Source organism: Rhodococcus sp. NBC_00297, assembly GCF_036173065.1.
Classification (GTDB): domain Bacteria; phylum Actinomycetota; class Actinomycetes; order Mycobacteriales; family Mycobacteriaceae; genus Rhodococcoides.
Genome location: NZ_CP108041.1, coordinates 1,283,426 through 1,309,983 on the forward strand (window position 1 = coordinate 1,283,426; position 26,558 = coordinate 1,309,983).

27 protein-coding genes are annotated in these 26,558 nt (G+C 68.3%); 17 read left to right on the forward strand and 10 right to left on the reverse strand.

The window, feature by feature from the left end:
- Positions 1 to 2: 2 nt before the first annotated feature.
- Entirely contained in the window at positions 3 to 1,088 is a 1,086-nt protein-coding gene (gene ald / locus OG947_RS06105; protein WP_328813347.1) for an alanine dehydrogenase, read from the reverse strand.
- Positions 1,089 to 1,192: 104 nt separating this feature from the next.
- On the opposite strand from ald, the gene OG947_RS06110 reads away from it, so the two are divergent.
- Together OG947_RS06110 and OG947_RS06115 are read left to right on the forward strand one after the other, a co-directional pair.
- Complete coding sequence (locus OG947_RS06110) at positions 1,193 to 1,723, forward strand: Lrp/AsnC family transcriptional regulator (protein ID WP_027504334.1); 531 nt, start codon at positions 1,193 to 1,195, stop codon at positions 1,721 to 1,723.
- A gap of 138 nt (positions 1,724 to 1,861) precedes the next feature.
- Positions 1,862 to 2,596 carry an anti-sigma factor gene (locus OG947_RS06115; RefSeq protein ID WP_328810307.1) on the forward strand — a complete coding sequence of 245 codons (735 nt, stop codon included), beginning with the start codon at positions 1,862 to 1,864 and terminating at the stop codon, positions 2,594 to 2,596.
- A gap of 375 nt (positions 2,597 to 2,971) precedes the next feature.
- Here OG947_RS06115 and OG947_RS06120 read toward each other — a convergent pair whose 3' ends face one another.
- Entirely contained in the window at positions 2,972 to 3,985 is a 1,014-nt protein-coding gene (locus OG947_RS06120) for a proline dehydrogenase family protein (protein WP_328813348.1), read from the reverse strand.
- A 3-nt stretch (positions 3,986 to 3,988) separates the two neighbouring features.
- Positions 3,989 to 5,626 (reverse strand): L-glutamate gamma-semialdehyde dehydrogenase, encoded by a 1,638-nt coding sequence (pruA, locus tag OG947_RS06125; protein ID WP_328813349.1) that lies wholly within the window; start codon positions 5,624 to 5,626, stop codon positions 3,989 to 3,991.
- 140 nt (positions 5,627 to 5,766) lie between these two features.
- On the opposite strand from pruA, the gene OG947_RS06130 reads away from it, so the two are divergent.
- Positions 5,767 to 7,449, forward strand: coding sequence for a PucR family transcriptional regulator (locus OG947_RS06130; protein ID WP_328813350.1), 1,683 nt, complete (start codon positions 5,767 to 5,769; stop codon positions 7,447 to 7,449).
- Here the strand turns inward: OG947_RS06130 and OG947_RS06135 are convergent.
- Both OG947_RS06135 and OG947_RS06140 read right to left on the reverse strand, forming a co-directional pair.
- Positions 7,434 to 8,066: a DUF2461 domain-containing protein gene (locus OG947_RS06135; protein ID WP_056446613.1), complete on the reverse strand. Its 633-nt coding sequence runs from the start codon at positions 8,064 to 8,066 to the stop codon at positions 7,434 to 7,436. The two genes, OG947_RS06130 and OG947_RS06135, sit on opposite strands and share 16 nt — an antisense overlap.
- Positions 8,067 to 8,131: 65 nt before the next feature.
- Positions 8,132 to 9,268: an acyl-CoA dehydrogenase family protein gene (locus OG947_RS06140; RefSeq protein WP_222627948.1), complete on the reverse strand. Its 1,137-nt coding sequence runs from the start codon at positions 9,266 to 9,268 to the stop codon at positions 8,132 to 8,134.
- 106 nt (positions 9,269 to 9,374) lie between these two features.
- On the opposite strand from OG947_RS06140, the gene OG947_RS06145 reads away from it, so the two are divergent.
- From OG947_RS06145 to OG947_RS06180, 8 genes are all read left to right on the forward strand, one after another.
- Positions 9,375 to 9,947, forward strand: a complete 573-nt coding sequence (locus OG947_RS06145) for a TetR/AcrR family transcriptional regulator (RefSeq protein WP_056447480.1) — start codon at positions 9,375 to 9,377, stop codon at positions 9,945 to 9,947.
- A 75-nt stretch (positions 9,948 to 10,022) separates the two neighbouring features.
- On the forward strand, positions 10,023 to 10,499 hold the full coding sequence (locus OG947_RS06150) for a VOC family protein (RefSeq protein ID WP_027504343.1): 477 nt from the start codon (positions 10,023 to 10,025) through the stop codon (positions 10,497 to 10,499).
- A 43-nt stretch (positions 10,500 to 10,542) separates the two neighbouring features.
- Positions 10,543 to 11,220 carry a phosphodiesterase gene (locus tag OG947_RS06155; RefSeq protein ID WP_328813351.1) on the forward strand — a complete coding sequence of 226 codons (678 nt, stop codon included), beginning with the start codon at positions 10,543 to 10,545 and terminating at the stop codon, positions 11,218 to 11,220.
- Between the two features lie 252 nt (positions 11,221 to 11,472).
- Complete coding sequence (locus OG947_RS06160; RefSeq protein WP_051612996.1) at positions 11,473 to 12,087, forward strand: FAS1-like dehydratase domain-containing protein; 615 nt, start codon at positions 11,473 to 11,475, stop codon at positions 12,085 to 12,087.
- A 167-nt stretch (positions 12,088 to 12,254) separates the two neighbouring features.
- The gene (locus OG947_RS06165; protein WP_231476201.1) at positions 12,255 to 12,815 is read left to right on the forward strand and encodes a pentapeptide repeat-containing protein; all 561 of its coding nucleotides are present in this window, start codon (positions 12,255 to 12,257) and stop codon (positions 12,813 to 12,815) included.
- Positions 12,816 to 13,104: 289 nt separating this feature from the next.
- Positions 13,105 to 13,314 (forward strand): dodecin, encoded by a 210-nt coding sequence (locus OG947_RS06170; protein ID WP_027504346.1) that lies wholly within the window; start codon positions 13,105 to 13,107, stop codon positions 13,312 to 13,314.
- A gap of 78 nt (positions 13,315 to 13,392) precedes the next feature.
- Complete coding sequence (locus OG947_RS06175) at positions 13,393 to 14,541, forward strand: zinc-dependent alcohol dehydrogenase (RefSeq protein ID WP_328813352.1); 1,149 nt, start codon at positions 13,393 to 13,395, stop codon at positions 14,539 to 14,541.
- Between the two features lie 11 nt (positions 14,542 to 14,552).
- Positions 14,553 to 15,113: a hypothetical protein gene (locus tag OG947_RS06180; RefSeq protein ID WP_222639617.1), complete on the forward strand. Its 561-nt coding sequence runs from the start codon at positions 14,553 to 14,555 to the stop codon at positions 15,111 to 15,113.
- Between the two features lie 12 nt (positions 15,114 to 15,125).
- Here the strand turns inward: OG947_RS06180 and OG947_RS06185 are convergent, their stop codons facing one another.
- The 3 genes from OG947_RS06185 to OG947_RS06195 all read right to left on the reverse strand — a co-directional run bounded on the left by OG947_RS06185 (position 15,126) and on the right by OG947_RS06195 (position 19,322).
- On the reverse strand, positions 15,126 to 16,628 hold the full coding sequence (locus tag OG947_RS06185; protein ID WP_222629238.1) for a carboxyl transferase domain-containing protein: 1,503 nt from the start codon (positions 16,626 to 16,628) through the stop codon (positions 15,126 to 15,128).
- On the reverse strand, positions 16,628 to 17,836 hold the full coding sequence (locus OG947_RS06190; protein ID WP_222627958.1) for a CaiB/BaiF CoA transferase family protein: 1,209 nt from the start codon (positions 17,834 to 17,836) through the stop codon (positions 16,628 to 16,630). Before OG947_RS06190 ends, OG947_RS06185 begins: the two co-directional genes overlap by 1 nt.
- 112 nt (positions 17,837 to 17,948) lie before the next feature.
- A complete protein-coding gene (locus OG947_RS06195; RefSeq protein WP_222627960.1) occupies positions 17,949 to 19,322 on the reverse strand; it encodes an SLC13 family permease in 1,374 nt (457 codons plus the stop codon).
- Positions 19,323 to 19,530: 208 nt separating this feature from the next.
- Between OG947_RS06195 and OG947_RS06200 the strand changes: the two genes are divergently transcribed.
- The 6 genes from OG947_RS06200 (at position 19,531) to OG947_RS06225 (ending at position 24,362) form a co-directional block, all read left to right on the forward strand.
- Positions 19,531 to 20,226 (forward strand): FadR/GntR family transcriptional regulator, encoded by a 696-nt coding sequence (locus tag OG947_RS06200; RefSeq protein WP_222627962.1) that lies wholly within the window; start codon positions 19,531 to 19,533, stop codon positions 20,224 to 20,226.
- 92 nt (positions 20,227 to 20,318) lie between these two features.
- On the forward strand, positions 20,319 to 21,380 hold the full coding sequence (locus OG947_RS06205) for a hypothetical protein (protein WP_222650934.1): 1,062 nt from the start codon (positions 20,319 to 20,321) through the stop codon (positions 21,378 to 21,380).
- Between the two features lie 99 nt (positions 21,381 to 21,479).
- Entirely contained in the window at positions 21,480 to 22,550 is a 1,071-nt protein-coding gene (locus OG947_RS06210) for an amidohydrolase family protein (protein ID WP_328813353.1), read from the forward strand.
- Positions 22,551 to 22,578: 28 nt separating this feature from the next.
- Positions 22,579 to 23,640 (forward strand): threonine aldolase family protein, encoded by a 1,062-nt coding sequence (locus tag OG947_RS06215; RefSeq protein ID WP_328813354.1) that lies wholly within the window; start codon positions 22,579 to 22,581, stop codon positions 23,638 to 23,640.
- Positions 23,641 to 23,658: 18 nt separating this feature from the next.
- Positions 23,659 to 24,012 (forward strand): TetR/AcrR family transcriptional regulator, encoded by a 354-nt coding sequence (locus OG947_RS06220; RefSeq protein ID WP_222650932.1) that lies wholly within the window; start codon positions 23,659 to 23,661, stop codon positions 24,010 to 24,012.
- The gene (locus OG947_RS06225; protein ID WP_307109313.1) at positions 24,009 to 24,362 is read left to right on the forward strand and encodes a hypothetical protein; all 354 of its coding nucleotides are present in this window, start codon (positions 24,009 to 24,011) and stop codon (positions 24,360 to 24,362) included. Before OG947_RS06220 ends, OG947_RS06225 begins: the two co-directional genes overlap by 4 nt.
- Positions 24,363 to 24,365: 3 nt before the next feature.
- On the opposite strand, the gene OG947_RS06230 is transcribed toward OG947_RS06225, so the two are convergent.
- On the reverse strand, positions 24,366 to 25,352 hold the full coding sequence (locus OG947_RS06230; RefSeq protein WP_328813355.1) for a 2-hydroxyacid dehydrogenase: 987 nt from the start codon (positions 25,350 to 25,352) through the stop codon (positions 24,366 to 24,368).
- Entirely contained in the window at positions 25,349 to 26,545 is a 1,197-nt protein-coding gene (locus OG947_RS06235) for a CaiB/BaiF CoA transferase family protein (RefSeq protein WP_328813356.1), read from the reverse strand. The genes OG947_RS06230 and OG947_RS06235 overlap by 4 nt, the downstream gene beginning before the upstream one ends.
- Positions 26,546 to 26,558: the final 13 nt, after the last annotated feature.

The window sequence follows — 26,558 nt, forward strand, 5'->3', positions numbered from 1 at the left end:
CTCTAGCGACCCAGCGCCGTTCTCACGGTGTCCGACAGCAGGTTGCCGGCGTGCACGCTGAGACCGTCTGCGAGCCCGGGAACGGTGGCGCACGCCTGCTCCCAGCCCTGGTCGGCGAGAGCGAGAACGAACGGGAGCGTCGCGTTGGTCAGCGCCTGCGTCGACGTGCGGGGAACCGAGCCCGGCATGTTGGCCACGCAGTAGAAGATCGAATCGTGCACCGGGAAGGTGGGATCGTCGTGCGTGGTGGGACGCGAGTCCTCGAAACACCCGCCCTGATCGATGGCGATGTCGACGAGCACGGACCCCGCCTTCATCCGTGCGACCAGTGCGTTGGACACCACCGTCGGGGCCTTGGCACCCGGGACGAGGACCGCCCCGATGACGAGATCGGCGGCCACGACGGCCTGCTCGAGCTCCCACCTGTTCGACACCATGGTCTTGACCTGGCCGCGGTACTGCGCGTCGATGGTTCGCAGCTTGGCGATGTCGAGGTCGAACACCGTCACGTCAGCACCGAGCCCGTGTGCCATCGCCACGGCGTTGGATCCCGACACCCCGCCGCCGATCACCACCACCTTGGCCGGACTCACTCCCGGAACGCCGCCCATCAGCACACCGCGGCCGCCTGTCTGCGCCATCAGGTGATACGCCCCGGCCTGGGTCGCGAGCCGGCCGGCGACCTCGCTCATCGGTGCGAGCAACGGCAGACTGCCGCCCGCGCCGGTCACCGTCTCGTAGGCGATCGCCGTGGTGCCGGACGCGACGAGGGCATCGGTGCATGCGGCCGACGCGGCGAGATGGAGATAGGTGAACAGGACCTGGCCCGACCGCAGCCGGTGGTATTCGGCCTCGATCGGCTCCTTCACCTTGAGCAGCAACTCGGCCCGCGCCCACACCTCGTCGGCCGAGTTCGAGATCTCCGCGCCGGCAGCCTTGAAGTCGTTGTCCGAGAACGACGATCCCGCGCCCGCCTCGGTCTCGACGACGACGCGATGACCGTGCACGACCATGTCGTGCACTCCCGCCGGGCTCGCCGCCACCCGGTACTCGTGATTCTTCAGTTCCCGAGGTATGCCGATTCTCATGGTGCGCCCTTCGCCTCTACCGGATGACTCGTCATGTCCGATAATCGTGAACTTCGTTCGACCGAGCCGCAATCGAAGTGACGATAATTTCGTAGACTGGCCTCATGGACATCGAATCGTCGAACACAGGTCTGTCCGCCCCGGTGCGACCGAACAATCTTCGGGCGGCATCTCTGGACCGCATCGATCGCGTCATCCTGCGTGAACTGGCGAACGACGCCCGCATCCCCAACAACACCCTGGCCGCCCGCGCCGGGATCGCCCCGTCGACGTGTCTGGGACGCGTCCGTTCACTGGTCGAGCGCGGGGTCGTCCGCGGTTTCCACGCCGACATCGATCCGGCGGCACTGGGGCAGGGCCTGCAGGCCATGATCGCGGTGCGGCTGCTGGCGGGTGCCCGGCGCCACCTGGGCGAGTTCGCGGAGTCCTTCACGACGTTCCCCGAGGTGCTCGACGTCTACTTCATCGCCGGTGCCGACGACTACCTGATCCACGTCGCGATGACGGACTCTGCGCACCTGAGGGACTTCGTCGTCCAGAACCTCAGTGCTCATCCGTCGGTGGCCGCGACCGAGACCACACTGATCTTCGAGCACCTGCGGCCGCGACTGGTCGACGAGGGCGGACCGAGCTGACGCCCTCCGCCCATCCGGTGCGGCGAGCGCACCGAATACCCGGTGTATCAGCCAGGAGAGCACGGCCGTGGATGTGACGGGGGTACTTTTCGCCCACTCTTACTGACCCACCGACCACACGCATGGAGGCAGCCCGAGATGAGCGATCACGGTTCGCCCGAACGACCCGTGCAGCTGCCGGATCGGGACCTTCTCGAGCTCGCGTACCTGTGTGCCCTCGACGCCATGGCAGCCTCGGAGCAGTACGAGACCATGACTCGCCTCGACGACACGGACGCCCACACCAGGCGGAGGTTCGACGCGATCGTGCGTGACGTCCGCGAGACGATGGCCGTGACGTCGGACGCGACACGCACTCCCGCCCCCGCCGATCTCCGGGTCCGCATCCTGGGGGCCGTGGAGGACACGGCGCAGGTCGACCCCGACGGCGCGACAGTCCTCCCCCTTCGTCCCAGCCGCCGACGCGGATGGCGCATCGCCGCGATGGCGGCCGCCGCTGCGGTGGTCGTCGGTGTGGGCGGGGCGGTGGCCGTGCAGCAGAGCGCGACTCCGTCGGCTCCCACCGCGACCGTCGCGGCACCGCTCGAATCCCCGGTGGCCGGAGGCGGCACCATGAGCGTGCAGTACACCCCCGGTGACGAGCGCGCCGTGCTCCGCATGACGGGTGTCGCAGCACCTCCCGCCGGGTCGGTCTACCAGGTCTGGCTCATCGAGGGCTCGCCCGTGTCCGTCGGGACGATGGATGCCGACGACCTCTCCCAGCCGGCATCCGTGCCCGTCGACGGCGCCACCGCACTGTCGGTGACCGTGGAACCCGCGGGCGGATCACCGTTCCCCACCTCGGGCGCCGTGGCGCGCGTCGCGCTCGCCTGATCCGTCCCGGATCGGATCCACCGGAGTCGAACATGTGTTCGACACCGTGTAGGGTGGGTGTCACTGCACCACCCGACGTCAGACCTTCCCTCGTGACGTGTGATTCCCGAGGAGACGTCCGTGATGAACCGTCGGCGCCGACTGCACCTGATGAACGGGGTCTGGCACGAGGAGGCACCGGCCACCTGCGGTAACGGTCATGCGCTGCAAGCGCGTTCGGTTCTCGTGGGAGCCAGGTCGTGCTCGTGCGGCATCGGTCACCATCGCACGCACCACTGCCGCACCTGCGGTGACACCGTCTTCACTCCCGCCCTCGGCGAGGGGTGCCGGGACGGGAGTTTCGACGGACGCGCGAATCGCGCGCGCGGCGAGGGGTCAGGAGCGGGTCAGCAGTGACCGGAGGAAGAACGTCAGGTTCGCCGGACGCTCCGCCAACCGCCGCATGAAGTATCCGTACCATTGCGTACCGAAGGGCACGTACACGCGGACGCGGTACCCCTCCGACACCAGGCGTGTCTGCTCACCGTCGCGGATGCCGTAGAGCATCTGGTACTCCATGTCGTCCGGTCCACGTCCCAGTTCGGCCGCGTCTCGTCGCGCCGCCTCGATCATGCGGGGATCGTGGGACGCCACCATGGGGTAGCCCTCCCCCTCCATGAGCACCCGCAGGCACCGCTCGTACGAGGCGTCCACGTCCGCCTTCTTCTGGAAGGCCACACTGGCCGGTTCGCGATATGCGCCCTTGCACAACCGGATTCGCGATCCGGGACCGGAGAGATCGCGGCAGTCCTGTTCGGTGCGGTGCAGGTACGCCTGCAGGACGGTGCCGAGAGTCGGGAAGTCCTTGCGGAGCTCCCGCACGATCGCGAGAGTCGAGTCGGTGGTGGTGTGGTCCTCGGCGTCGACGGTGACCCACACTCCCGCGGCGTCCGCGGCGGCGCACACCTTGTGGGCGTTGGCGAGGGCGACGGCGTGGCCGTCGTCGGGGAGCGACTGTCCTAGCGCCGAGAGCTTCAGCGAGATCTCCAGCGGGAAGGCCGGAGGCCGACCGGAGGTGGACGAAAAGGCCGGAGGCCGGTTGGAATTGGACGGGAAAGCCGGAGGCTGTGGGGTGTGGAGGCGTGAGTATGCCTGCAGTAGGGACAGATACGCGTCGACGGTCGCGGTGGCCTGCGCCGCGTCGGTGGTGTCCTCACCCAGGTGATCGACGCTGACGACGCGGCCGGACCCGAGCAGGTCGGCGACGGCACCGACCACCTCCGGTTCGGTGCTCCCGGCGATGAAGCGTTCGACGAGCGACCTGGTCAGGACGGACCGCGCGACGACGCGTTCGAGGCGGCGCGATCGCCCGGCGGCGAGCAGGACGGGGCGGAGCGGGTTGGTGGCCATCGGTCAGACTCCCTGGTGAGGGTAGGTGTGGTCCACGGCCGGCACGAAAGTCTCCTTGATGGTGCGCGCGGAGGCCCACCGGAGCAGGTTCTGCGGTGATCCGGCCTTGTCGTTGGTGCCCGACGCGCGAGCACCGCCGAACGGCTGCTGCCCGACGACGGCGCCGGTCGGTTTGTCGTTGACGTAGAAGTTGCCGGCGGCGAAGCGCAGGGCCTCGGTGGCCTGCGTGACGGCGGCGCGATCGTCGGCGATGATCGATCCGGTCAGGGCGTACTTCGACCCGCTGTCGACCATGGCGAGCGTGTTCTCGAACGCATCGGGCTTCGAGTCGTCGTAGACGTGCACGGCGAGGATCGGGCCGAAGTACTCGGTGTGGAACGCCTCGTCGCCCGCGTCGTCACCGAGCAGGATCGTCGGGTCCACGAAGTAGCCGACGGAATCGTCGCAGGTGCCGCCGGCGGCGATGGTGATGCCCGGGGTGGACTTCGCGCGCTCGAGTGCAGCCGCGTTGCGGTCGAAGGCCTTCCGGTCGATGACCGCCCCACCGAAGTTCGACAGATCGGTGACGTCGCCGTAACGCAGCGACGACGCGGTGTCGACGAGCGTGTCCCCCATCCTCTTCCACACCGACGACGGCACGAAGGCCCTCGACGCCGCGGAGCACTTCTGACCCTGGAAGTCGAAGGCACCGCGGATCAGCGCCGTGGTGAGCACGTCCGGGTCGGCGGAACTGTGGGCGACGACGAAGTCCTTGCCACCGGTCTCACCGACCAGTCGCGGGTAGGTGTCGTAGCCGGCGATGTTCTCGCCCACCTCGCGCCACAGCCGCTGGAACGTCGGTGTGGAGCCGGTGAAGTGGATGCCGGCGAGACGACGATCGGCGAGGGCGACCTCGGAGACGAGGGGTCCGTCACCGAGCACGAGGTTGATGACGCCGGGGGGCAGTCCGGCGGCCTCGAGAAGCTGCATCGTCAGGTACGCGGCGACGGCCTGGGTGGGCGACGGCTTCCACAGCACGGTGTTGCCCATGAGCGCCGGCGCCGACGGGAGGTTTCCCGCGATGGCGGTGAAGTTGAACGGGGTGATGGCGTAGACGAAGCCCTCGAGGGGGCGGTATTCGACGCGGTTCCAGACGCCGGGCGCGGAGATCGGTTGTTCGGCCATGATCTGTCGGGCGAACGAGACGTTGAAGCGCCAGAAGTCGATCAGCTCGCAGGGTGCGTCGATCTCGGCCTGGTACGCGCTCTTCGACTGCCCCAGCATGGTGGCAGCCGCGATGGTCTCGCGCCACGGCCCGGCGAGGAGATCGGCGGCGCGGAGGAAGACTGCGGCGCGCTCGTCGAAGGGCAGCGATCGCCACGCAGGTGCGGCGGCGGTCGCCGCGTCGATGGCGTCGCGCACGTCCTGGTGGGTGGCATTCGCGAACGATCCGATGACGGACGCGTGCCGGTGCGGTTGCACGACGTTCTCGCGTGGGCCCGTCGCGTCGCGGTGGTCTCCGCCGATGACCTGGGTGATCTCGGTGGGCGTGGCGGCGAGTCGATCCAGATGGTGCGTGAGCCGCGCTCGCTCGGCGCTGCCGGGTGCGTACGTGTGCACCGGCTCGTTCAGGGGGGTGGGTACTGCGGTGACGGCGTCCATGTCGGTCCTCGGTGTCGGGTCTTCGTGCCGGGTCGGTGGGTTCAGCCAAGCGGACACGGCATCCTCGATATTCGGCCCAGCGTCCAAAGAAATACACCGACCCCTGTCCGATCGGATGAAGGACACCTAGAGTGCACGGCATGACCCGCACCTCGTCGACCCTCGACTCGATCGTTCGTGCGCTGCACTCCGCCTTCGTCGAGGTGCTCGTGGCACCGGCGGGGTCGGACGTGCCGATCGGGTCGGTGACGCTCGTCGACGCCGACGATCTGGCCGCCGAGCTCTACACGACCGCCGCCGCGGCGGACCTCTATCTGCTGGCGGGTGTGCGGGAAGCGGACGCCGTGGCGTGGTTCGACGACCTGGCGACGCGGAGCAGCGACCTTCGACCCACCGCGGTGATGTCGAAGATCGCCGCCTCGTCGACGCTGATGCAGCACGCGGCTCGCACGGCCGGCGTCGCTCTCGTCGCGGTGCACACGCAGACCCGCTGGGACCGCCTCCTCTCGATGGTGCGCGGCGTGCTCGACCATTCCTCGCCGTCGATCACCACACCTCCACCGTCGTCCGCGGAACCGTCCGAACTGGCGGGACTGGTGGGCGCGGACACCGATCTCTTCGGGCTGGCGCACACCGTCGCGGTGCTCACGCGCGGGATGGTGAGCATCGAGGACCAGCGGTCGCACGTGTTGGCGTACTCGGCGTCGGACGATCAGGCGGACGAGCTGCGGACCCTGTCCATTCTCGGACGAGAGGGCCCCGCGGAGTATCTCCGGCGACTCGAGCAGTGGGGTGTGTACGACGCGGTCCGCCGTTCCGACGAGGTCGTCGAGGTGCCGGCGCACTCCGATCTGGGTATCCGACGGCGACTGGTCGCCGGTATCAGAACGACTGCCACGCAGGATGGTTCGGGCACACCACGACTGGTCGGCACGCTGTGGATCCAGGAAGGTCGTCGCCCGCTCACCGACGATGCTCCGAGCGTGCTGCAGGGGGCGGCCGCGGTGGCGGCACGGTTGATCACGCGCATCCTCGAGGCACCCACCAACGAGGCGGTGCAGATCCAGCGACTGCTCGGCGCTCGTGGCGGTGGGGTCGACGTGCCCTCACTCGCCGCGGCGCTGTCCATCCCGACGGACGGGCCGGCGGCGGTGATCGGTCTCGCCGCGCTGGACGGCGCCGCGCCCGATGCCCCCTCGTCGGCCACGATGGCCGATCTGTCCGGCGCGATCCGACTGCACGCCAGTTCCTTTCACCGACTGTCCCTGGTCACCACTCTCGGCGACCGCATCTACGTCCTCGTTCCACGGACCCGCGCGGAGACCTCGGTGCCGTCGTGGACTCGCCGGTTGCTCGAGGGCATCGAGGGACGCACGGGGATCCGGTTGCGGGCCGCGGTGGCATCGCCGGTGGCCGCCCTGTCCGAGGTCGCCGCCGCTCGCCGCGAGGTCGATCGCGTCCTGGACGGGACCGCCGGAGCAGACGACAGGGTGACCACACTCGCCGATTCGCGGACGTCCGTGCTGCTCGGTGAGATCGTCGATCTGCTCCTCGCGCACCCCTCGCTGCACGATCCGCGCATGGCGGCGCTCGTCGAGTACGACGCACGCACGTCCTCGTCGCTACGCGAGAGCATCGCGACGTATCTGCGGCACCCGTCCGACGTGCGCCGGGCCGCGGCCGACCTGCACGTGCACCCGAACACGTTGCGCTATCGGGTCCGACGGGCCGAGGAGATCACCAAGACGGACCTGTCGGATCCCGCCGCGCGACTGCTGATGGAACTCCAGTTGGCCGTGCTGGCACGTCAGGCCAGTACCTGACGGCACCATTCGAGAAGTGGTGTGAGATCACGCCAGGCGCCACGGATGTGATCGGCGCACTCTGCTGTGTCGAGCCACGGCGGGCAGCCGAAGGACCGTCCTGCCGTCAGGGACTTGTGGCGCAGCAGATCGATGCGGGGATGATCCGCGTCGTAGCCGCGCGGCGAGGTCTTCAGCCGGTCACCGCCGCGGTCGTAGCCGCGGCTCTCGAGATCGGCCACGATTCGCGCGAGCTCCGACCCGCGGACCTCGTCGTCGACGACGGCGCGGAACTGGGCGATGGAGTCGGACGTGGACGCGTAGAACCCGCCGGCGACCATGAGGCCGGAGGCGTCGACCTGCACGTACCACCCCGTGGACGGGGCCACCTGCACGTAGGCACCCTGGTGCGTCTTGTACGGCACCTTGTCCTTGGAGAAGCGGACGTCGCGGTGCGGCCGGAAGAGCTTGGCCGTCCCGAACTCCTCGGCCAGTAACTCCGTGAGCGCGGTCATGGGCGCGCGGACCGATTCGTCGTAGACGTGCTTGTGTTCGGCCCACCAGGTCTTGCTGTTGTCGACCTCGAGATCCTCGTAGAAATCGAGGGCGGCCTCCGGGATTCCGGTGAACGAGCTCATAGCGGGAGGCTATCGCCCCGTGCGCCCTGTGCGTACCGCTGGATGCGCATAGTGCGCACGGGGGGTCAGGCCAGCGACCGGCTGATCACCAGACGCTGGATCTGGTTGGTGCCCTCGAAGATCTGCGTGATCTTGGCGTCGCGCATGTACCGCTCGACCCGGAAGTCTCGGGTGTACCCGTAGCCTCCGAACACCTGCACGCCGTCGGTCGTCACCTTCATCGCCGCGTCCGTCGCCACGAGCTTGGCCACGGAGGCCTGACGTGAGAACGGCAGTCCGGCATCCTTGCGGCGTGCCGCGTCGATGTACGTCGCCCGGGCCGAGTCCACCGCCGCTGCCATGTCGGCCAGCACGAACCCGAGCCCTTGATGATCGATGATCTTGCGGCCGAACGTCGTTCGCTCCTGCGCATAGGCCACGGCATCATCGAGCGCGGCCTGGGCGATGCCGACGGCGACGGCGGCGATGCCCAGCCTCCCGGCGTCGAGGGCACTGAACGCGATGCCGAGCCCCTGCCCCTCCTCGCCGATGCGGCGATCTGCCGACAGCACCGCGCCGTCGTAGTGGGCGGCCGTCGTGGGTATCGCGTGCAGCCCCATCTTCTCCTCCGGAGCTCCGAAGGAGAGCCCCTCGAGGTCGGCGGGCACGAGGAAGCAGGAGATGCCCCGCGAGCCCTCGCCGGTGCGCGCGAAGAGCGTGTAGAAGTCCGCCTTGCCGCCGTGCGTGATCCAGGCCTTCGACCCGGTGACGGTGTACCCGTCCGGACCGGCCACGGCCTTGCAGGAGAGGGCGGCCGCGTCGCTGCCGGCCTGTGGCTCCGAGAGGCTGTAGGCGCCGATCGTGCGCCCACCGAGCATGTCCGGCAGCCACCGCGACTTCTGGTCCTCCGACCCGAAGGACATCAGCGGGTGGCACGAGAGCCCGTGCACGCTCACGGCGACGGCCACCGCGGCCCAGCGCGACGCCAGTTCCTCGAGCACCTGCAGATAGACCTCGTAGGACTGACCGCCGCCGCCCCACTCCTCCGGATACGGCAGGCTGAGCAGCCCCGCCTCGCCGAGCGTGGCGAAGACGCCGTCGGGATAGGTCTCGGCCTTCTCGTGTTCGTCGACGATGGGGTCGAGGACCTTGTCCGCGATGTCGCGGGTCAACTGGAGAAGGTCACGTGCGTCGTCGTTCGGCAGCAGTCGTTCGACAGCCATGGGTCCTCGTCTCGGTCGCGGATCGGATGAGGCGGCACCAGTACTGCAGCGGGCCCCTCAGTACTACGACAGTACTGCATGGCGTTCTGCAGTACTGTCGCTCACCATGACAGCAGCTCACGCGACGGCGCGGCGCGCGCAGCTCTTCGATTCCGTGGTGGCCCTGTTCCTGGCCGAAGGCTTCGCGCACCTCACTCTCGACGACATCGCCGCCCGCCTTCGGTGCTCGAAGAGCACGCTGTACACCCTCGCTGCGAGCAAGGACGACCTCGTCCGCTCCGCCGCGGTGCACTTCTTCACCTCGGCAGCGGTCCGCGTGGACGCGGCCTCCGACGCCGCGACGGGCACCCGCGAGCGCCTCGCGGCGTATCTGGGCGCGGTCGGTGAAGCACTCGCGCCGGCGTCGGAACGGTTCATGACCGACCTCGCCGACTTCGAGCCGTCGAGGCTCGTCTACGAACGCAACACCGCCATCGCGGCCGAGCGAGTCCGCGGCATCATCGACGACGGGGTCCGCGCCGGCGACGTGCGGGACGTCCACGCCGCGTTCGTCGCCGACGTCGCCGCGTCCGTGATGGTCTCGATCCAGAGCCGTGCCCTCGCCCGTCGCACGGGTCTGGACGACGCCGCCGCCTACCGGGAGCTGGCCACACTGCTGACCGCCGGCATCGCGCGATGACTTTCGCCGTCGGCCGGAGTCGACACGGCTGACGGGTCGAGTTCGCTCCGCCATCCGAAGACGAAGGACCTCACGATGCAGAAGATCACCCCCACACTGTGGTTCGACGACCGGGCCGAGGAGGCCGCGGAGTTCTACCTCTCGACGTTCGGCACGGGAGCGATACTGAACGTCAGCCGCTACGGCGACGGTGGACCCGGCGCCCCGGGCCGCGCGATGATGGTCGACTTCGAGCTCTTCGGTCAGCGATTCAACGCCCTGAACGGGGGACCACAGTTCCCGTTCACCGAGGCCATCTCCATGGCTGTCAGCTGCGACGGGCAGGAAGAGGTCGACCGCTACTGGAACGCGCTCACGTCCGACGGTGGATCCGAGGGCCGGTGCGCCTGGTGCAAGGACAAGTTCGGGGTCTCCTGGCAGATCGTCCCGGTCCAGCTGATGCAGCTGATGAGCACCCCGGATCCGGCGGCGTCCCAGCGCGTCGTGCAGGCCATGCTGTCGATGTCGAAGATCGTGGTCGCCGACCTGCAGAAGGCCCACGACGGAGCCTGAGCGGCGACGTTTCCTCACGTCACACACCGGGCAATCCCCGAGCGTGAACGAGACGTCGATGCCCGTGCGCGTGCTCGCCCTGCCGTTCGGGCTGGGGTCGGCGCTGCGCCACGCCAAGCTGTTCCATCCCCACGGGAAGGTTCTGACGGGCACACTGCGCCGTACCGCCGAGGGCGACGCCGGACTGCCCGTGTGCACGTGCGAGGTGACGGTGCGCCTGTCCACCGCGCTCGGGCTGCCCCGACGAGTTCCCGACGTCGCGGGTCTCGCGTTGCGTCTTCCGCAGACCGACCGGGCCGACGGTGCCTGGGACATCCTCCTTGCCAGCGCCGGGCGGGACGTCGTGACGCGGTGCGTTCCGCTCCCGGTGCTCGCGTTCGAGACGGCCTCCTTCTCGACGCTGATGCCGCTGCAGTTCGAGGGTGGTCAGTGGTGGGTCCGCGCGCGGGCCGTCGCCGCGCCGCCGCTGCCCACCCTGGACTCCATCGTCGACGCCGTGCGTGCGCGTCCGCTGGTCTTCGAGTTCGAGCAGGCCGAGGGCACCGGGGCGTACGTCCCGTTGGCCGAACTGACGCTCGGCTCGGTCGACCAGTCCGGTGGCGACCTGTCGTTCGACCCGATCCGGCGCACTCCCGACAGTGTCCGGCCCGGTCCGGAATGGCTGCGGTCCCTCAGGGCGAGGGCCTACCTCGACAGTCGACGCGGCCGGTCCGACACCTGACCGGAATGCGACCGACTCAGGTTCCCTGACCGATCTCGCGCCCACACCCCACTCAGCGCGCCACACCCCTGTCGACACGCGGCACAGAGTGTGCCCCTGACGAAACCCGTGCACGCCGGCGGCGACCACGCACCCGCGCACCCGACCGACGGGGTTCGACTGCCGCATTTGTGGATATTCACACGCGAAGTAGGATTTGTTCACATACGCGTGTGCCGATGGGGGTGGGCGCGTCCCAGGGGAAGGCTCCACGTGACCAGCAATTCGGTGACCGACGACTCCGTGACAGGTGCTCACGAGACTCGCCCGCTCGTTCCGCACGAGCCCGATCACCGGTTCGAACGCAGCTCCCGCCTGGTCGGACACGCCTACGTCATCCCCGACTACTACGAGGTCGGCCGCGAGAAGATCCGCGAACTCTCCCGCGCCATCCAGAACGAACATCCGGCGCACCACAAGGAGGCCGCTGCGGCCGAGTTGGGATACGAGGGACTCGTCGCGCCCGCGACCTTCGTGAGCGTCGTCGGATCCATCGCCATCGACTATCTCTTCGCGCACATCCTCGTGGAGTACGAGATCACGGCAGTCATGCAGACCGATCAGAGCTTCGTTCTGCATCGCCCGGTCATGCAGGGAGATCAGCTGGTGTCCACTCTCCAGGTGCTGTCGATCCGCCAGTTCGCGGGCAACGACATCCTGGTGGTCCAGAACCATCTGACGTCGCACGGCGAGGACGTGTGCACCAGCACCACGACGTTCATCGCCCGGACCGATGCCGACGTGGACCCGCGAGCGGCGGCTCTCGTCGACGCCGTGCTCCCCGCCAGCGTGCCGCGGATGGGCCCCACCGCCCGCCCGACCGCCTGACCGCCTGACCGCCTGCATTCCGACCGGCCTCCGGCCCTCCCGCCACACCCCGACCGGCCTCCGGCCCTCCCGCCACACCCCGACCGGCCTCCGGCCTTCCCGCTAGAGTCCCCCGTGTGGAGGACGAATTCGCCGACCGGTCGTTCGAGGACGAGAACTACAACGAGATCGACGCACACGGCCAGCGGTGGGACAGGCGTTCGTACACGTCCTGCAGCTTCATCGACGCGGACCTCGGCGGTCTGACCACCCACGGTGTCGTCTTCACCGACTGCGACTTCTCCGGCGTGGATCTGACGGACTCGACGCACATCGGGTCGGCCTTCCGCAACTGCGAGTTCCGGCGGAGCCGATTGTGGCACAGCACTTTTCGCAGCACATCGTTCCTCGGTTCCGCCATCGCGGACTCGCGCATCACGCCCGCGGTCTTCGACGAGGTCGACCTCATGCTCACCTCGCTCGGCGGTCTCGACCTCCGCGGACTCGACCTCACCGGGGCGCGCCTGCGTGACGCCAACCTCGTCGGGACCGATCTCCGCAAGGCCACGCTCCGCGGCGTCGACTTCGGCGGTGCCCGCACCTCCGGGCTCCGGTTGAACGATGCGGATCTGCGGGGCAGCATCGCCGATGCCACGTTCTGGACGTCGGCCGTGCTCGACGGAGCCCGCATCGACACGGTCCAGGCACTCGCCTACGTGCACGCGCACGGTCTCACCGTCTCGGACTGAGTAGATCCGACCTCCGCCCGACTCCGAATAAGAGACGGAAACGGCCTCCCCGCCCGCGTGGTCCGTGCGGGAAGGCCGTTCCATCGGCAGGCTGTGGTCTCAACCTCACCGGGCGTCCACGCCGACGCACGCGCCGCCGCTGCCGCCGCACGTCTTCTACCCGAGCCACCCACTTCCGAAACGGACACAGGTGCTCGACCGCGTCGAACCGCGATGATCGGAACCCTGGACCGGACGACACCCGAGGACGCACGATGACGGGGAACTGTCACCGAGTGAAGGGCACACCATGAGCGACAACGTCTACCGCGTCACCGAGATCGTCGGAACCTCGACGGAGGGTGTCGACGACGCCATCCGCAAGGCCATCTCCCGCGCGAGCAGCACACTGCGGGAGCTCGACTGGTTCGAGGTCACCGAGACCCGCGGACACATCGAGAACGGCGCGGTCGCGCACTTCCAGGTGACGCTGAAGGTCGGCTTCAAACTCGACGACTGAGTGATCGGCGGGCACCGAATCGAGATTCACCCACCTGTTCGGTGTTTCCCCGCACGCGGGTCGGGTAGATCGCACCGCGTGAAAGCCATGACTTATCGAGGCCCGTACAAGGTCCGAGTGCAGAACAAGGACATGCCGACCATCGAGCATCCGAACGACGCCGTCGTCCGGGTCGAGATGGCGGCCATCTGTGGATCCGATCTCCACCTGTATCACGGCATGATGCCGGACACCAGGGTCGGGACGACGTTCGGTCACGAGTTCATCGGCGTGGTCGAGGAGGTCGGGCCGTCGGTCCGGAACCTGACACCGGGCGATCGGGTCATGGTGCCGTTCAACGTGTACTGCGGGTCGTGTTTCTTCTGCGCACGCGGCCTGTACTCCAACTGCCACAACGTCAATCCGAATGCGACGGCCGTCGGCGGCATCTACGGGTACTCCCACACGTGCGGCGGGTACGACGGAGGTCAGGCACAGTACGTCCGGGTACCGTTCGCCGACGTCGGGCCCTCGATCATCCCGGACTGGATGGACGACGAGGACGCGCTCCTGTGCACCGATGCCCTCGCCACCGGATACTTCGGCGCGCAGCTCGCGGACATCGTCGAGGGTGACACCGTGGCGGTGTTCGGAGCCGGTCCCGTCGGGCTGTTCGCCGCCACGTCTGCGTGGCTGATGGGCGCCGGCAGGGTGATCGTCGTCGACCACCTCGAGAACCGTCTCGCCAAGGCCCGCACCTTCGCCCACGCCGAGACGATCAACTTCGCGGAGCACGACGACCTCGTGGTGACCATGAAGAGGGCCACCGACCATCTCGGTGCGGACCGCGTGATCGACGCGGTGGGCGCCGAAGCCGACGGGAACTTCCTCCAGCACGTCACCGCCGCGAAGTTCACACTCCAGGGCGGGTCCCCCATCGCCCTCAATTGGGCCATCGACAGTGTCCGCAAGGGCGGGACGGTCTCGGTCGTGGGCGCGTACGGGCCCATGTTCAGTGCGGTCAAGTTCGGCGACGCGATGAACAAGGGGCTGGCCCTGCGCATGAACCAGTGCCCCGTCAAGCGCCAATGGCCACGCTTGTTCTCGCACATTCGTAACGGCTACATCAAGCCCAGCGAGATCATCACCCATCGAATTCCGTTGGAGCACATCGCCGACGGTTACCACATCTTCTCGTCCAAGCTCGACGGCTGCATCAAGCCGATCGTGCTGCCGAACGCGAGCTGAGAGGACCACCCATGGTCTACCGTGCCGATCACCCACCCGTACCCGACCACGACGAGTTGCGCGCACGAATTCCCGGATGGGGTGTCGACCTCGATCCCGCAGACCGTCCGTCCGTGCCGCGAGAACGATTCGACCCCGGCGCGACCGGTGCGCACTGGGACTTCCCGGAGCGTCAACCCGAACTGCGTCCCCGCGAACGATCCATCGAACACGGAACTCTTCCGCCGGTCTTCGGCACGACGGCACCTCTGCGCGGGGTGTCCGGCGCCGTGCGCCGGTTCGCTTATCGCTACAGCGAGGGCCGGGCGGCGCACTGGCTGCTACTCCTGGCGGGCGACCGCGTGGACGCCGTCGAATCCCACCTGCGTTCGCTGACCACCGTGCACCCCGACAACCCGATCACGCAGACCGGGATCCGCACCGAGATCACCCACCACGGGGTGCGGTCGAGGCGGGGAACCACCCGCGTCGACATGCACCACGCGTGGATCGATCCGATCATCGTCGGCGGTCCGTGGGTTCTGGCGGGCGTGGCGGCCACCACGATCGTGCGCTCCCTCCGGAGGCGCTGACAGGGTTCCTCGTCACACCGCCGTCATGGCGGAACCGATCCGGTCGAAGCGCTTCTCCCGGGCGATCCTGCGCATGTCCGGATCTTCGGCCAGCAGATCGGCCAGCTCCCGGTGCAGCACCGAACCCACGCGATCGCAGAACGGCTGGACCTCGTCGGCGGCGTCGGGGTACTCCGGCACGATCAGATCCACGATGCCGGCGCCACGGAGGTCGAGCGACCGGACACCCTGGCGCACAGCCATGTCGGGGGCATGAGCGGTGTCGCGATGCACGATGGCGCTCGCACCTTCGGGTGGCAACGGAGAGAGCCACGCGTGCTGTGCCGCCAGGACGCGGTCCGCCGGAACCAGCGCGAGGGCGCCACCACCGGTGCCCTGGCCGAGCAGCACCGAGATGGTCGGCGTGTCCAGATCGACCATGTCCGCGATGGAGCGCGCGATCTCCGCGCCGAGCCCACCTTCCTCGGCCTCCTTCGACAGCGCGGCGCCCGCGGTGTCGATGACGGTCACCAACGGCAGTCGTAGTTCCGCAGCCAGGCGCATTCCCCGCCTCGCTTCACGCAGTGCTGCCGGACCCAGCGGGGTCAACGGCGTCTGGCCCCGGCGATCCTGCCCCAGCAGCACACAGGGCATGTCGCCGAAACGCACCAGCGCGAGAATCAGTCCGGGGTCCGTCTCACCCTGCCCGGTCCCGTTGAGCGGCAGCACGTCCGAGGCCGCGTTGTAGAGCAGCTCGCGGACACCCGGGCGGTCGGCCCGCCGGGACGCCACGATGGAGTCCCAGGCCGGGACGTCGTCGATCGACCACTCCGGCGCCGGCGCCGGCCGCGGGCGTGTCCCCGCCGGAAGCGTCATGATGCGCAGAGCGCGATCCACCACCTCGCCGAGTTGATCCGGTCGCTTCACCGCGTCCACGAGTCCGTGCGCCTGCAGGTTCTCCGATGTCTGCACCCCCGTCGGGAACGGCGTGTCGTAGAGGGCCTCGTACACCCGCGGGCCGAGGAACCCCACCAGCGCACCGGGTTCGGCGATGGTGACGTGACCGAGCGATCCCCAGGACGCGAACACTCCGCCGGTGGTGGGGTGCCGGAGGTAGACGATGTACGGAAGATGTGCCGCTTTGTGGGCGGTGACCGCAGCCGTGATCTTGACCATCTGCAGGAACGCCACCGTGCCCTCCTGCATTCGCGTGCCGCCCGACGTCGGGAGCGCCAACAGCGGAAGCCGCTCGGCGGTCGCCCGGCGTACTGCCGTCGTCAGACGTTCCCCGGCCGCGACCCCGATGGAACCGCCGAGGAAACGGAACTCGCACAACAGGATCGCCACCCGCCGACCGGAGATGGTGGCGACACCGGTGATCACCGACTCGTCGAGTCCGGTCTTCTCCCGCGCCGCCGCGAGTTCCGCGGTGTACGCCTCGTCGACCGGATGATCGTGCGGGGTGGAGTCCCACGACTCGAAACTTCCCGCGTCGACCACGATGTCGAGCAGAGCGAGGGCACCGACGCCGGCCATCAGACGCTCTCCGCCAACCATGCGCGGACCAGATCCTCGTCGGCGCCCAGAACGGGCGGAGCGAGGTGCCGGGTCTCGGTGGTCTCCGCTCCGTCGGCGTCGAAGAAGCGCAACGGCGGTCCGGGGAGCGTCACCTTCCCGAGCGTCTCGTGCTCGACGTCGACGAGAAGACCCTGCGACCGGGTCTGCTCCCATTCGTAGACTTCCTGGACGTTGCGTACCTTGCCGGCCGGGACGCCGATCTCGTCGAGAAGAGCGAGCAGCGGCTCGGTCTCGTACGTGCGGAAGATCTTCGACACCAGCTCGACGACGTCGTCCCGGCTACCGACGCGCTGCGGGTTGGTGGCCATGCCCTCGAGGTCCGGATCGATGCCGAAGCCGTCGCAGAAGCGATGCCACAGACCCTCGCTGCCCACCGAGATCTGCACCGCGCCGTCGGAGGTCGGGAACAGCCCGTACGGGCAGATGGAGGGGTGGTGATTGCCCTGCGCCTGTCCGATCTCCCCCGCGACGGTCCACTTCGTGCCCTGGAAGGCGTGCACTCCCACGACGCTCGCGAGAAGCGAGGTGCGCACCACCTTTCCGCGCCCCGTGCGATCTCGTTCCCGAAGTGCGGCGAGCACTCCGAAAGCTCCGTACATGCCCGCCAGGAGGTCGGCGATGGGAACGCCCACGCGTTGGACGTCGTCCGGCCCGGAGCCCGTGAAGGACATGAGGCCGGCCTCCCCCTGTGCGATCTGGTCGTAGCCGGAGCGGCCGCCCTCCGGACCGTCGTGGCCGAAACCGCTGATGGACAACACGACCAGGCCGGGATTGAGCTCGGCCAGTCGCTCGGTCGTGAATCCCAACCGGTCGAGAACACCGGTGCGGAAGTTCTCGAGCAGAACGTCAGCCTTGGCGATCATCGCCTCGAGGGCGTCGCGACCGTCGTCCGTCTTGAGGTCGAGGGCGATCGACCGCTTGTTCCGATTGGCGGAGAGGAAGTAGGTCGATTCGCGGTCGGCGTGACCGTCACCCGGCTCCGGTGTGACGAAGGGCGGGCCCCACACGCGGGTGTCGTCACCACCCTTGGGCGATTCGATCTTGATGACGTCCGCACCGAGATCGCCGAGCATCATCGCGGCGTGCGGTCCTGCGAGGGCGCGGGTGAGATCGACGACGACGGTGCCGTCGAGGGGGCCGGTCCTGCCCGTGGTGTTGAGAGGCATGGCGTTTCTCGATCCTGTCGGAGAGCATGGCTTTGGTTCGGTGACCTAGTGGCCTAGCCAATTAAGGAGACCACGACGCCCACGTGATGTCAACGGAGCGTCGGCGGAGCGGTTACATCCAGCCGGGGACGACGAGCACGGCCCAGGCCACCAGTGGTCCGATGGCCACGACCAGCGCGCTGTACTTCAGAATCTGCCGGTAGAAGACGTCGCGATCGACGCCCTGCGCGTTGGCGAGCACCAACGCGCCGTTCGTCGAGAACGGGCTGACGTCGACGATGGTGGACGAGATGGCGAGCGCGACGATCACGCCGACGGCACCCACCTCACCTGCCAGCAAGAACGGCACTGCCAGCGGAATGGTGACGCCCAGGATCGCGGTGGAGGATGCGAAGGCGGACACGATCGCACCGATGTAGCAGAGCAGGACGGCGACGAGCAGCGGGATGCCGATGCCGGCGACGGCGTTACCGACGTACTCGACCGTGCCCGCTTCCTGCAGCACCCCGACGAAGGTCAGAATTCCTCCGATCAGAAGGACGGTGGACCAACTGATCTGGTTGATCGCACCCTTCTGCGCCTTCGGCGACGCCAGTGCCAGCACCACCGCGACCGTCATGGACACGAAGCCCACGTCGAGATCGAGGATCAGCGACAGGACTGCCAGCGACACGAGTCCCACGAGGGTGAGAATCTGATCGGGCGTGATCGCCTTGACCGCCGTGGCCAGCGGAGGCGCGTTCTCCACGGTGACAGTCTGGGACGGACGCTTGGTCGTCGTCGCACCGAAACCGCGCATCACGGTCGTCCGCGTGGTGCCGCCGCCCACGGAACCCGGATCGCCGTCCGGCCTGAGACCGTCGTCGTCGTGGACGCTGCGCCCGATGAGCGACCGTCCGCCCAGGAACGTGAAGAGCAGTGCTCCGATGGCCGCGTTGAACAGCAGACTTCCGAGGAACAGAGTCAGCGGACTGTTGGTGAGCCCGGCGTCGGCCGCGATGCGGTTGACGGTGACGCCGTAGATGCTGATCGGCGAGAACCCGCCCGCCTGGGCACCGTGGATGACCATCATGCCCATGAGCAGCGCATTGATCTTGTAGCGCGCCGCGAAGCCGAGGGCGATGGGTGCCACGATCGCCACGGCTGCGGGGCCCAGTGCCCCGATCGCCGTGAGAACGCCGGTGATACCGAACATCACCCACGGAATGAGCGCGACCCTCCCCCCGACGAGTCGTACGGCGCCACGGACCAGGAGGTCGACGGTGCCGTTGTTCTGGGCGATCGCGAAGAGATACGTGATGCCGACGAGGGTGAGGAAGAGACTGCTCGGGAATCCCCCGATGATCTGGTCCGTGTCCATGCCGACGGCGAGCGTGCCGACGAGGAACGCTGCGACGAAGCCCAGGGCGCCCATGTTCACCGGCAGCACCGTGGCTGCGAGGAACATGACGACCAGCGCGAGAATGGGTATCAACTCGGTCGACATCGATGGTCTCCGGTCCGTGTGAGTGTCTCGCGGGCGTCTGCCCGAGAGCGTCAGTGGCGAAGTGGACTAGCCACTGAGACACCGATGACTCTGGCAGTGAACTGGGTCACTGTCAACCCTCACTGTGGGCGGAGTAACGACGCCGTGGTGGCGCTACTCTGTGGGTGAGTGGAGCAGAGCACGAGTGACGTAGAGAACGGGTGACCCAGTGGCCGACCAGATCCGTCCGGTGAACCGCCCGCGGTTGTACGAGGTGATCGTCGAGCAGTTGTGCGACCACATCGCGGCGCGCGACATGCAGGTCGGCGAACGATTGCCGGCCGAGCGCGAACTCGCCGGCCAGCTCGGCGTCAGTCGCGCGTCCCTCAGCCAGGCCCTGGTGGCTCTCGAGGTGCAGGGCATCCTGTCCGTGCGGCACGGCGACGGAGCAGTACTGGTTCGTAGACCGGTGGGCGACATGGCCATTCGGGCGCTCCGCGAGCACGCCGATCGCCTTCCCGAGGTCATCGAGGCGCGTGAGGCACTCGAGGTCAAACTGGCCGAACTGGCCGCGGCCCGGCGCAGTGACGACGAGATGCGCGCCATCGACCACGCCCTGGACGTCATGGAGGCGGAGATCTCCGGCGGTGAGCGAGGAGTGTCGGGGGACGAACTGTTCCACCGGGCCGTGACGGCCGCGGCGCATTCCCCGCTCCTCGCCCGGTTGATGGGCGAGATCGCCGAACTGATTCGCGAGACCCGCATCGAGTCGCTGTCGCAATCGGATCGCCCACGATCGTCTCTCGAAGGTCATCGGCGTATCGCCGAGGCCATCCGGCGCGAGGACACCGTGGAAGCCGGACGTGCGATGGCCGATCACATCCGCCTGGTCTCCGACGTGGAACTACTTCGGGCCGAACGCTAGCGAGCGCGGTCTCGCGCGAGAGAGGCCGCGACGCAAGGGCTGGAGTCGCCGCCGCGCCGTTTCCGAACGACCGACACGGGTAGCCGACCAGGATGCCCGTCGTCAGAGTCGCGTCCGATCCCGGCTTCGCCGCCACCGTCGCCGATTCCGTGGTCGTGGGCCTCGACGGATCGGCCACGCGCGACGGGGACGTGCTCGGCGTCGAGAGGATCACGATCCCGCTGCCACCGGTGCAGAGCGGCAGCCCCGATCTCGACACCTGGGCGTCCCTGCTCGGCCATACCGGGGGCAGCGAGGACATCCTCACCGTGTGCGTGTCCGAGATACCGCGGCGCGTGCGGTCCCGCCCCGTACTCGCCGAGATCGTCGGGCCGTCGATGGTGGTCGTCTACGTTCCGTCGTTCGGGACCCACCGAGTCGCGCCGCGGGCGCGCGCCGTCACGCTGGCCGCGCTGGAAGCGCTACGCGACGCCACCGGTGTCGACAGGCCCGATCCCGCCACGGGTCTCGCGCACTGGTCCACCGTCTCCGGCCACGACGCCCTGGTGGCGCCCGCCCTGGCGGGACGAGCGCGAGTGGTCGCGGGCATGATCCGCACCAACCGCCCGTGGCGGTTGATGCCGACGTTGTCCGGCGCACTCGCCGCGGCGACCGCGACGTCCGCGTTCGGCCTCTTCTACTCGAGCATCTGGCAGATGGCGGCCTCGATGTCGATCGTGCGTCTGTCAGCGGTGTCCGCCACCGCCCTCGTGGCCGTGACGACATGGCTCATCGTGCCGAACGGACTGTGGGAGAGGCGCGCTCGACGCGAGCGTGGGTTCGATCGCACGATGTACAACCTCGCCACCCTCGGTACGGTCGTGTCCGGGGTGGCCGTCATGTACGCGGTCCTGTTCGCGGTGGTCGGCGCGGCGGCCGCGGTGGTGATCTCTCCGTCGTTCCTGTCCGAACAGATCGGGCGTGCGGCGAACCTCTCCGATTACGTTCGCCTGGCCTGGCTCTCGGCATCACTCGGCACCGTGGCGGGCGCCGTCGGCAGCACCGTGGCCGACCGGGAGCAGATTCTCCGTGCGACGTTCGGACACCGCGAGGTCCTTCGTCGACGCGCAGCTGCCGGCCGACTGGACGACACGCAGGACCACGTCGACTCGTGACCGGTCCCGAATTCCGATGAAACCATCAGGAGTGGCACCGACGCCTGTTACGTTGCCGCGGAGCCGGGGGGACGGCTTCCGCACACGGGGGGAACGACGATGGCGACACGACGACAGGCTCTGCAGACTCTGATCGGCGGAGGCGTGCTCGGCACGGGGCTGCTCGCGGCCACGGGACCGACGGCCTCGGCCGCTCCCACAGGCGCGTATCGAGTGGACCTACACGCGCACATGATCCCGCCGATGTATCGGGAGGCCGTGCTGCGCGCCGGGCTTCTGGTTCCGGGCGGCCTACCGCTGCCCGCGTGGTCGCCGGAGTCCGCTCTCGCGTTCATGGACGAGTTCGGCATCGCGGCCCAGGTGCTCTCGATCTCCGACCCCGGAGTGCGGTTCGTGCGAGGCCTCGAGGCGGTGCGCCTCGCGCGCTCCTGCAACGACTACGCGGCCGACCAGGTTCGACTGCATCCCACTCGTTTCGGCTCCCTGGTCACCGTGCCACTTCCGGACGTGCCGGCGTCCCTCGCCGAGATCGCGTACGGCCTGGACGTGCTGGGAATGGACGGGGTGGCACTGCTGTCGTCGTACGACGGCATCTACCTCGGTGACCCACGCTTCGAGCCGATCATGGCGTTGCTCGACGCGCGGTCCGCCCTCGTCTTCGTGCACCCCGGCGAGCTCCCCGCGGGTTCGGCTCCCCCACTGCCGCTTCCGAGCTTCCTCCTCGAGTTCCCGTTCGAGACCACACGGACCGCGGTCGAGATGATCGCGGCCGGCACCCTCGACCGGTATCCGAACATCCGCTTCGTCCTCGCTCACGCGGGCGGTTGCCTGCCGTACCTCGCCACGCGGCTGGGTGCGCCCCGCGCCGTCGCACCGGATCAGATCCCGTCCGTGTCGCTGCTCGGCCTCGAGGGTGCACTGCGACGCTTCCATTACGACACCGCACTGTCCGCCTCGGCGTCGTCGCTGCGATCGGTGCTCGAAGTGACCGACGTCGACCACATCGTCTTCGGAACCGACTGGCCCTTCAGCGGACTCACCTACTCAGCCTCGGACACGGACGACCCGGCCCCCGGACTGTCCGACGTGTTCGACGGCGACGGCCGGGCACGGGTGGAACGCGCCAATCCCCTCGCACTGCTCCCTCGGCTGGCGGCGGAGCTGCGGTAGCCGGTCGAGGTTCTGCCACCATGGGGGTATGGCCACGAGCACCACTGCCCCACTCACCGGATATCTCAGCGACAACGCTGCGGGCACCGCCCCGGAGATACTCGCGGCCATGGCGGAGGCATCGACCGGGCTCGCAGCCCCGTACGGCAACGATCCGACGTCCGCTCGTCTCACGACGCTGATGGCCGACGTCTTCGAGCGTCCCGTCGACGTGTTCGTCGTCGGAACCGGTTCGGCGGCCAACGGACTGGCGCTGGCCGCGTGTACACCGCCGTGGGGCAGCATCCTCACTCATCCCGACGGCCACATCACCAACGACGAGGCCGGCGCTCCGGAGTTCTTCACCGACGGCGCCAAGATCGTCCTCGTGGACGGCCCCCGTTCGACGATGGATCCCACCGCACTGCGCGCCGCGGTCGTGCGACGACGCGGCGACGTCCACAGTGTCCAGCCGTCGGTGGTGAGCCTCACGCAGGTCACCGAGACGGGCAGCGTCCACACCCTCGACGAGTTGCGTGAGGTGTCGACCATCGCGCACGATGCCGGACTCCGCGTGCACATGGACGGCGCCCGGTTCGCCAACGCGCTCGTGGCCCTCGAGTGCACGCCGGCCGAGATGACCTGGCGAGCAGGCGTGGACATCCTGTCCTTCGGCGCGACGAAGAACGGCACGATGACCGCCGAGGCCATCGTGTCGTTCGATCCCTCGTTGTCCACCGAACTGGCATTCCGACACAAGCGCGGTGGCCAGCTGACGTCCAAGATGCGGTTCCAGAGCGCGCAACTGGTCGCGTACCTGGAGAACGACCTCTGGATGCGTCATGCGCGGAACGCCAACGCGATGGCCGCGCGGCTCCGAGACGGGCTCCGACAGATCGGGGGCATCGAGGTCGTGGGCGACGCGTCGGCGAACATGTCCTACTTCCGCTTCCCCGCTGCTCTGACACAGGCACTGCACGACCGCGGATTCACGTTCTACGACGACCGGTGGGAGCCGGGGGTCGTGCGTCTCGTGACGTCGTTCGCGCACACTGGGCGCGACGTGGACGCGTTCGTCGATGCCGTGCGGGCACTCGCCATTATTGACTGATCAGTCTAGAATGGGTGCATGCCGAGACCGCGCGAGTTCGACACGGACACTGTGCTCGCGGCCGCGGTCGACACGTTCGTCCGTCACGGTTACACCGGCGCGTCCGTCGATCAGATCCTCGACGCCGTCGGCATCCGACGGGCGAGCCTCTACAACGCGTTCGGAAGCAAGCGCGGACTGTTCCTCACCGCACTGCGCTCGACGCACTCCACGATGCCTCTGCTTCTCGTCGCTCTCATGGATCTGGCCCCCTCCGATCCCTCGGTGAGGCAGGAGATTCACGAGAAGTTGGTTGCCGAGAACATCGACGCACAGGCACTGGGCGACGCGGTACTCACGCGCGCCTGCATCGAGAGAAAGGGCACAGCATGAACACCGTGACCATCGTCGACGGCCGACTGGTCGTCGAACCCCGCGGCCTCGACAAGCTCTGGAGCTTCACGCGCCGACTCGACATCCCGCTGTCCGAGGTGAAGGGCGCCACCGTCGACACCGGTGTACGGCGTGAGCCCAGGGGCATCAGGGCTCCGGGCCTCTCGATACCGGGGAAATACGCCGGCACCTTCCACCGTGACGGCGAGAAGGTGTTCTGGAACGTCGGGGACCCGGTGCGCAACATCGTGATCGAGCTCGACGGCACCGGACGGTTCGATCGCCTCGTCCTGACGGTGGACGATCCGACCGGGACGGAGAACGCGGTCAACTCCGCACTCGCGACCTAGTTCTCACAGGTCCCCCCATGCCTCCGGATTGACTGCGTGGGGCGGCATCGTGCCGGCGGCCATCGCGACGGCGTTCTCCGCGCACAGACGCGCCATCTCGCTCCGCACCGACACCGTCGCGCTCCCGACATGCGGCAACAGCACGGTGTTGGCCAGCTCCGACAGGCCGGGTGCAATGGCTGGTTCGTCCTCGTAGACGTCGAGCCCCGCACCGGCGATCACGCCGTCGCGCAACGCCTCCACCAGAGCAGACTCGTCGACCACCGGCCCGCGCGCGGTGTTCACCAGAATCGCGGAGGTCTTCATCGCGCCGAGAACCCGAGCATCGACGAGGTGGTACGTCGCCTCGGTCAGCGGAACGTGCAGGGACAGGAAGTCGCTCGTCGCCACCAACTCGTCCCACGAGACGTGCTCGACACGACCGCCGAACTCGCCGAGCTCCGCATCGTCGACGGGCCTGTCGGACGGAGGCCGGGGGCAGAACCGCACCGTCATACCGAATCCGAGAGCGCGCCGCGCCGTCGCGCGAGCGATGCGCCCGAATCCTGCCAGTCCCAGCACCCGCCCGGACACGTCCGTGCCGAGCATCAGGTCCGGTGCCCATCCGGTGAACTCACCGGCGCGCACCATCCGGTCCGCCTCGAGCGCCCGACGCGCTGTGGCCAGCATCAGCAGGAGAGCGATGTCCGCCGTGGAGTCCGTCAGGACGCCCGGAGTGTTCCCGACGACGATGCCTCGGACGGTGGCGGCGCCGACGTCGATGTTGTCGACACCCACCGCGTAGTTGGAGATCCCACGCAGGCGCGCACTGGCGAGTGACACTCTGTCGAACCGGTCTCGGAGCTGGGCCACCACCACGTCGTAGTCGCCGGAGGCGCATCGCTCCACCAGCGCGACGTGATCGAGCGCGATCACGTCGACGTCGGCGGCGCGGCGCAGAATCTCCATACCCGGTTCCGGAATCGGCAGGGTGACCAGGATCCGCGTCATGCGTCGTTCTCGCTCTCGGTGCGTCCCAACCGTTCCCGCAGCACTTCGGCGGTGTGCTCGCCGAGGTCCGGTCCGAGCGATCGGATGGGAACGGACGCATCGCCGATGACGGGCACCACACCGACGAAACCCACGTCCACCGGAGTCTCACCACCGACGTCCACGGGGAACGTCTGAATCATGTTGCGCGCTCGGTACTGTGGATCCCGCACGATGTCGGCGGCCGTGTAGATGGGCCCCGACGGCACACCGGCCCGATCGAGCACCGCCAACGCCTCGTCGCGGGAGTGCAGCATGGTCCAGGCGGAGATGGCCGCGTCCAGTTCGTCCCGACGTCGCCAGCGGCCGGCGTTGGCGGACAGCTCGGGATCCGCGCCGAGATCCGGCCGACCGATCGTCTCCATGTAGCGCTGGAAGATGGCGTCGCCGTTGCCGGCGATGATGATCGAGTGACCGTCGTTGCACGGGTACGCATTCGAGGGCGCGATGCCTTCCATCCGCCCACCGGTGCGCTCGCGTTCCACTCCGTAGGCGAGGTAGTCGGGTACCAGCGATTCCATCATCGACAGAATCGACTCGTTGAGCGCGACGTCGATCGAGCGTTGCTCGAGCGAGAGCTCGCTCGACGCGGTCTGGCGTCGGAACAGAGCCATGACACAACCGAAGGCGGCGTAGAGGCCGGCGATGGAGTCACCGATCGACACTCCGACGCGAACCGGTGGTCGGTCGGGGTCGCCGACGAGGTTGCGAAATCCCCCGTAGGCCTCGGCGACGGCGGCGAAGCCCGGACGCTCGGCCATCGGACCGGTCTGCCCGAAAGCGGAGATGCGGGTGATGATGAGATCAGGGTTCCTCTCGCTCAACCGCTCCGGCGAGAGTCCCCATTTCTCGAGAGTGCCGGGCCGAAAGTTCTCGAGCACGATGTCGCACTGCGCGGCGAGATCCAGCACGTCCTGCCGCCCCTGCTCGGTGCGCAGATCGAGCACGATCGACTTCTTGTTGCGGTTGATCGTCCGGTACAACATCGACGTGGTACCGGAATAGAGACGCCAGTTCCGGATCTCGTCGCCGGTGCCGGGTCGCTCGACCTTGATCACCTCCGCGCCGAAGTCCGCGAGCATGCGTCCCGCGGTCGGCGCGGCGATGTAGTTGCCGAGCTCCAGCACTCGAATGCCGGTCAGCGGTAGCGACATGGGGTCCTCTCCG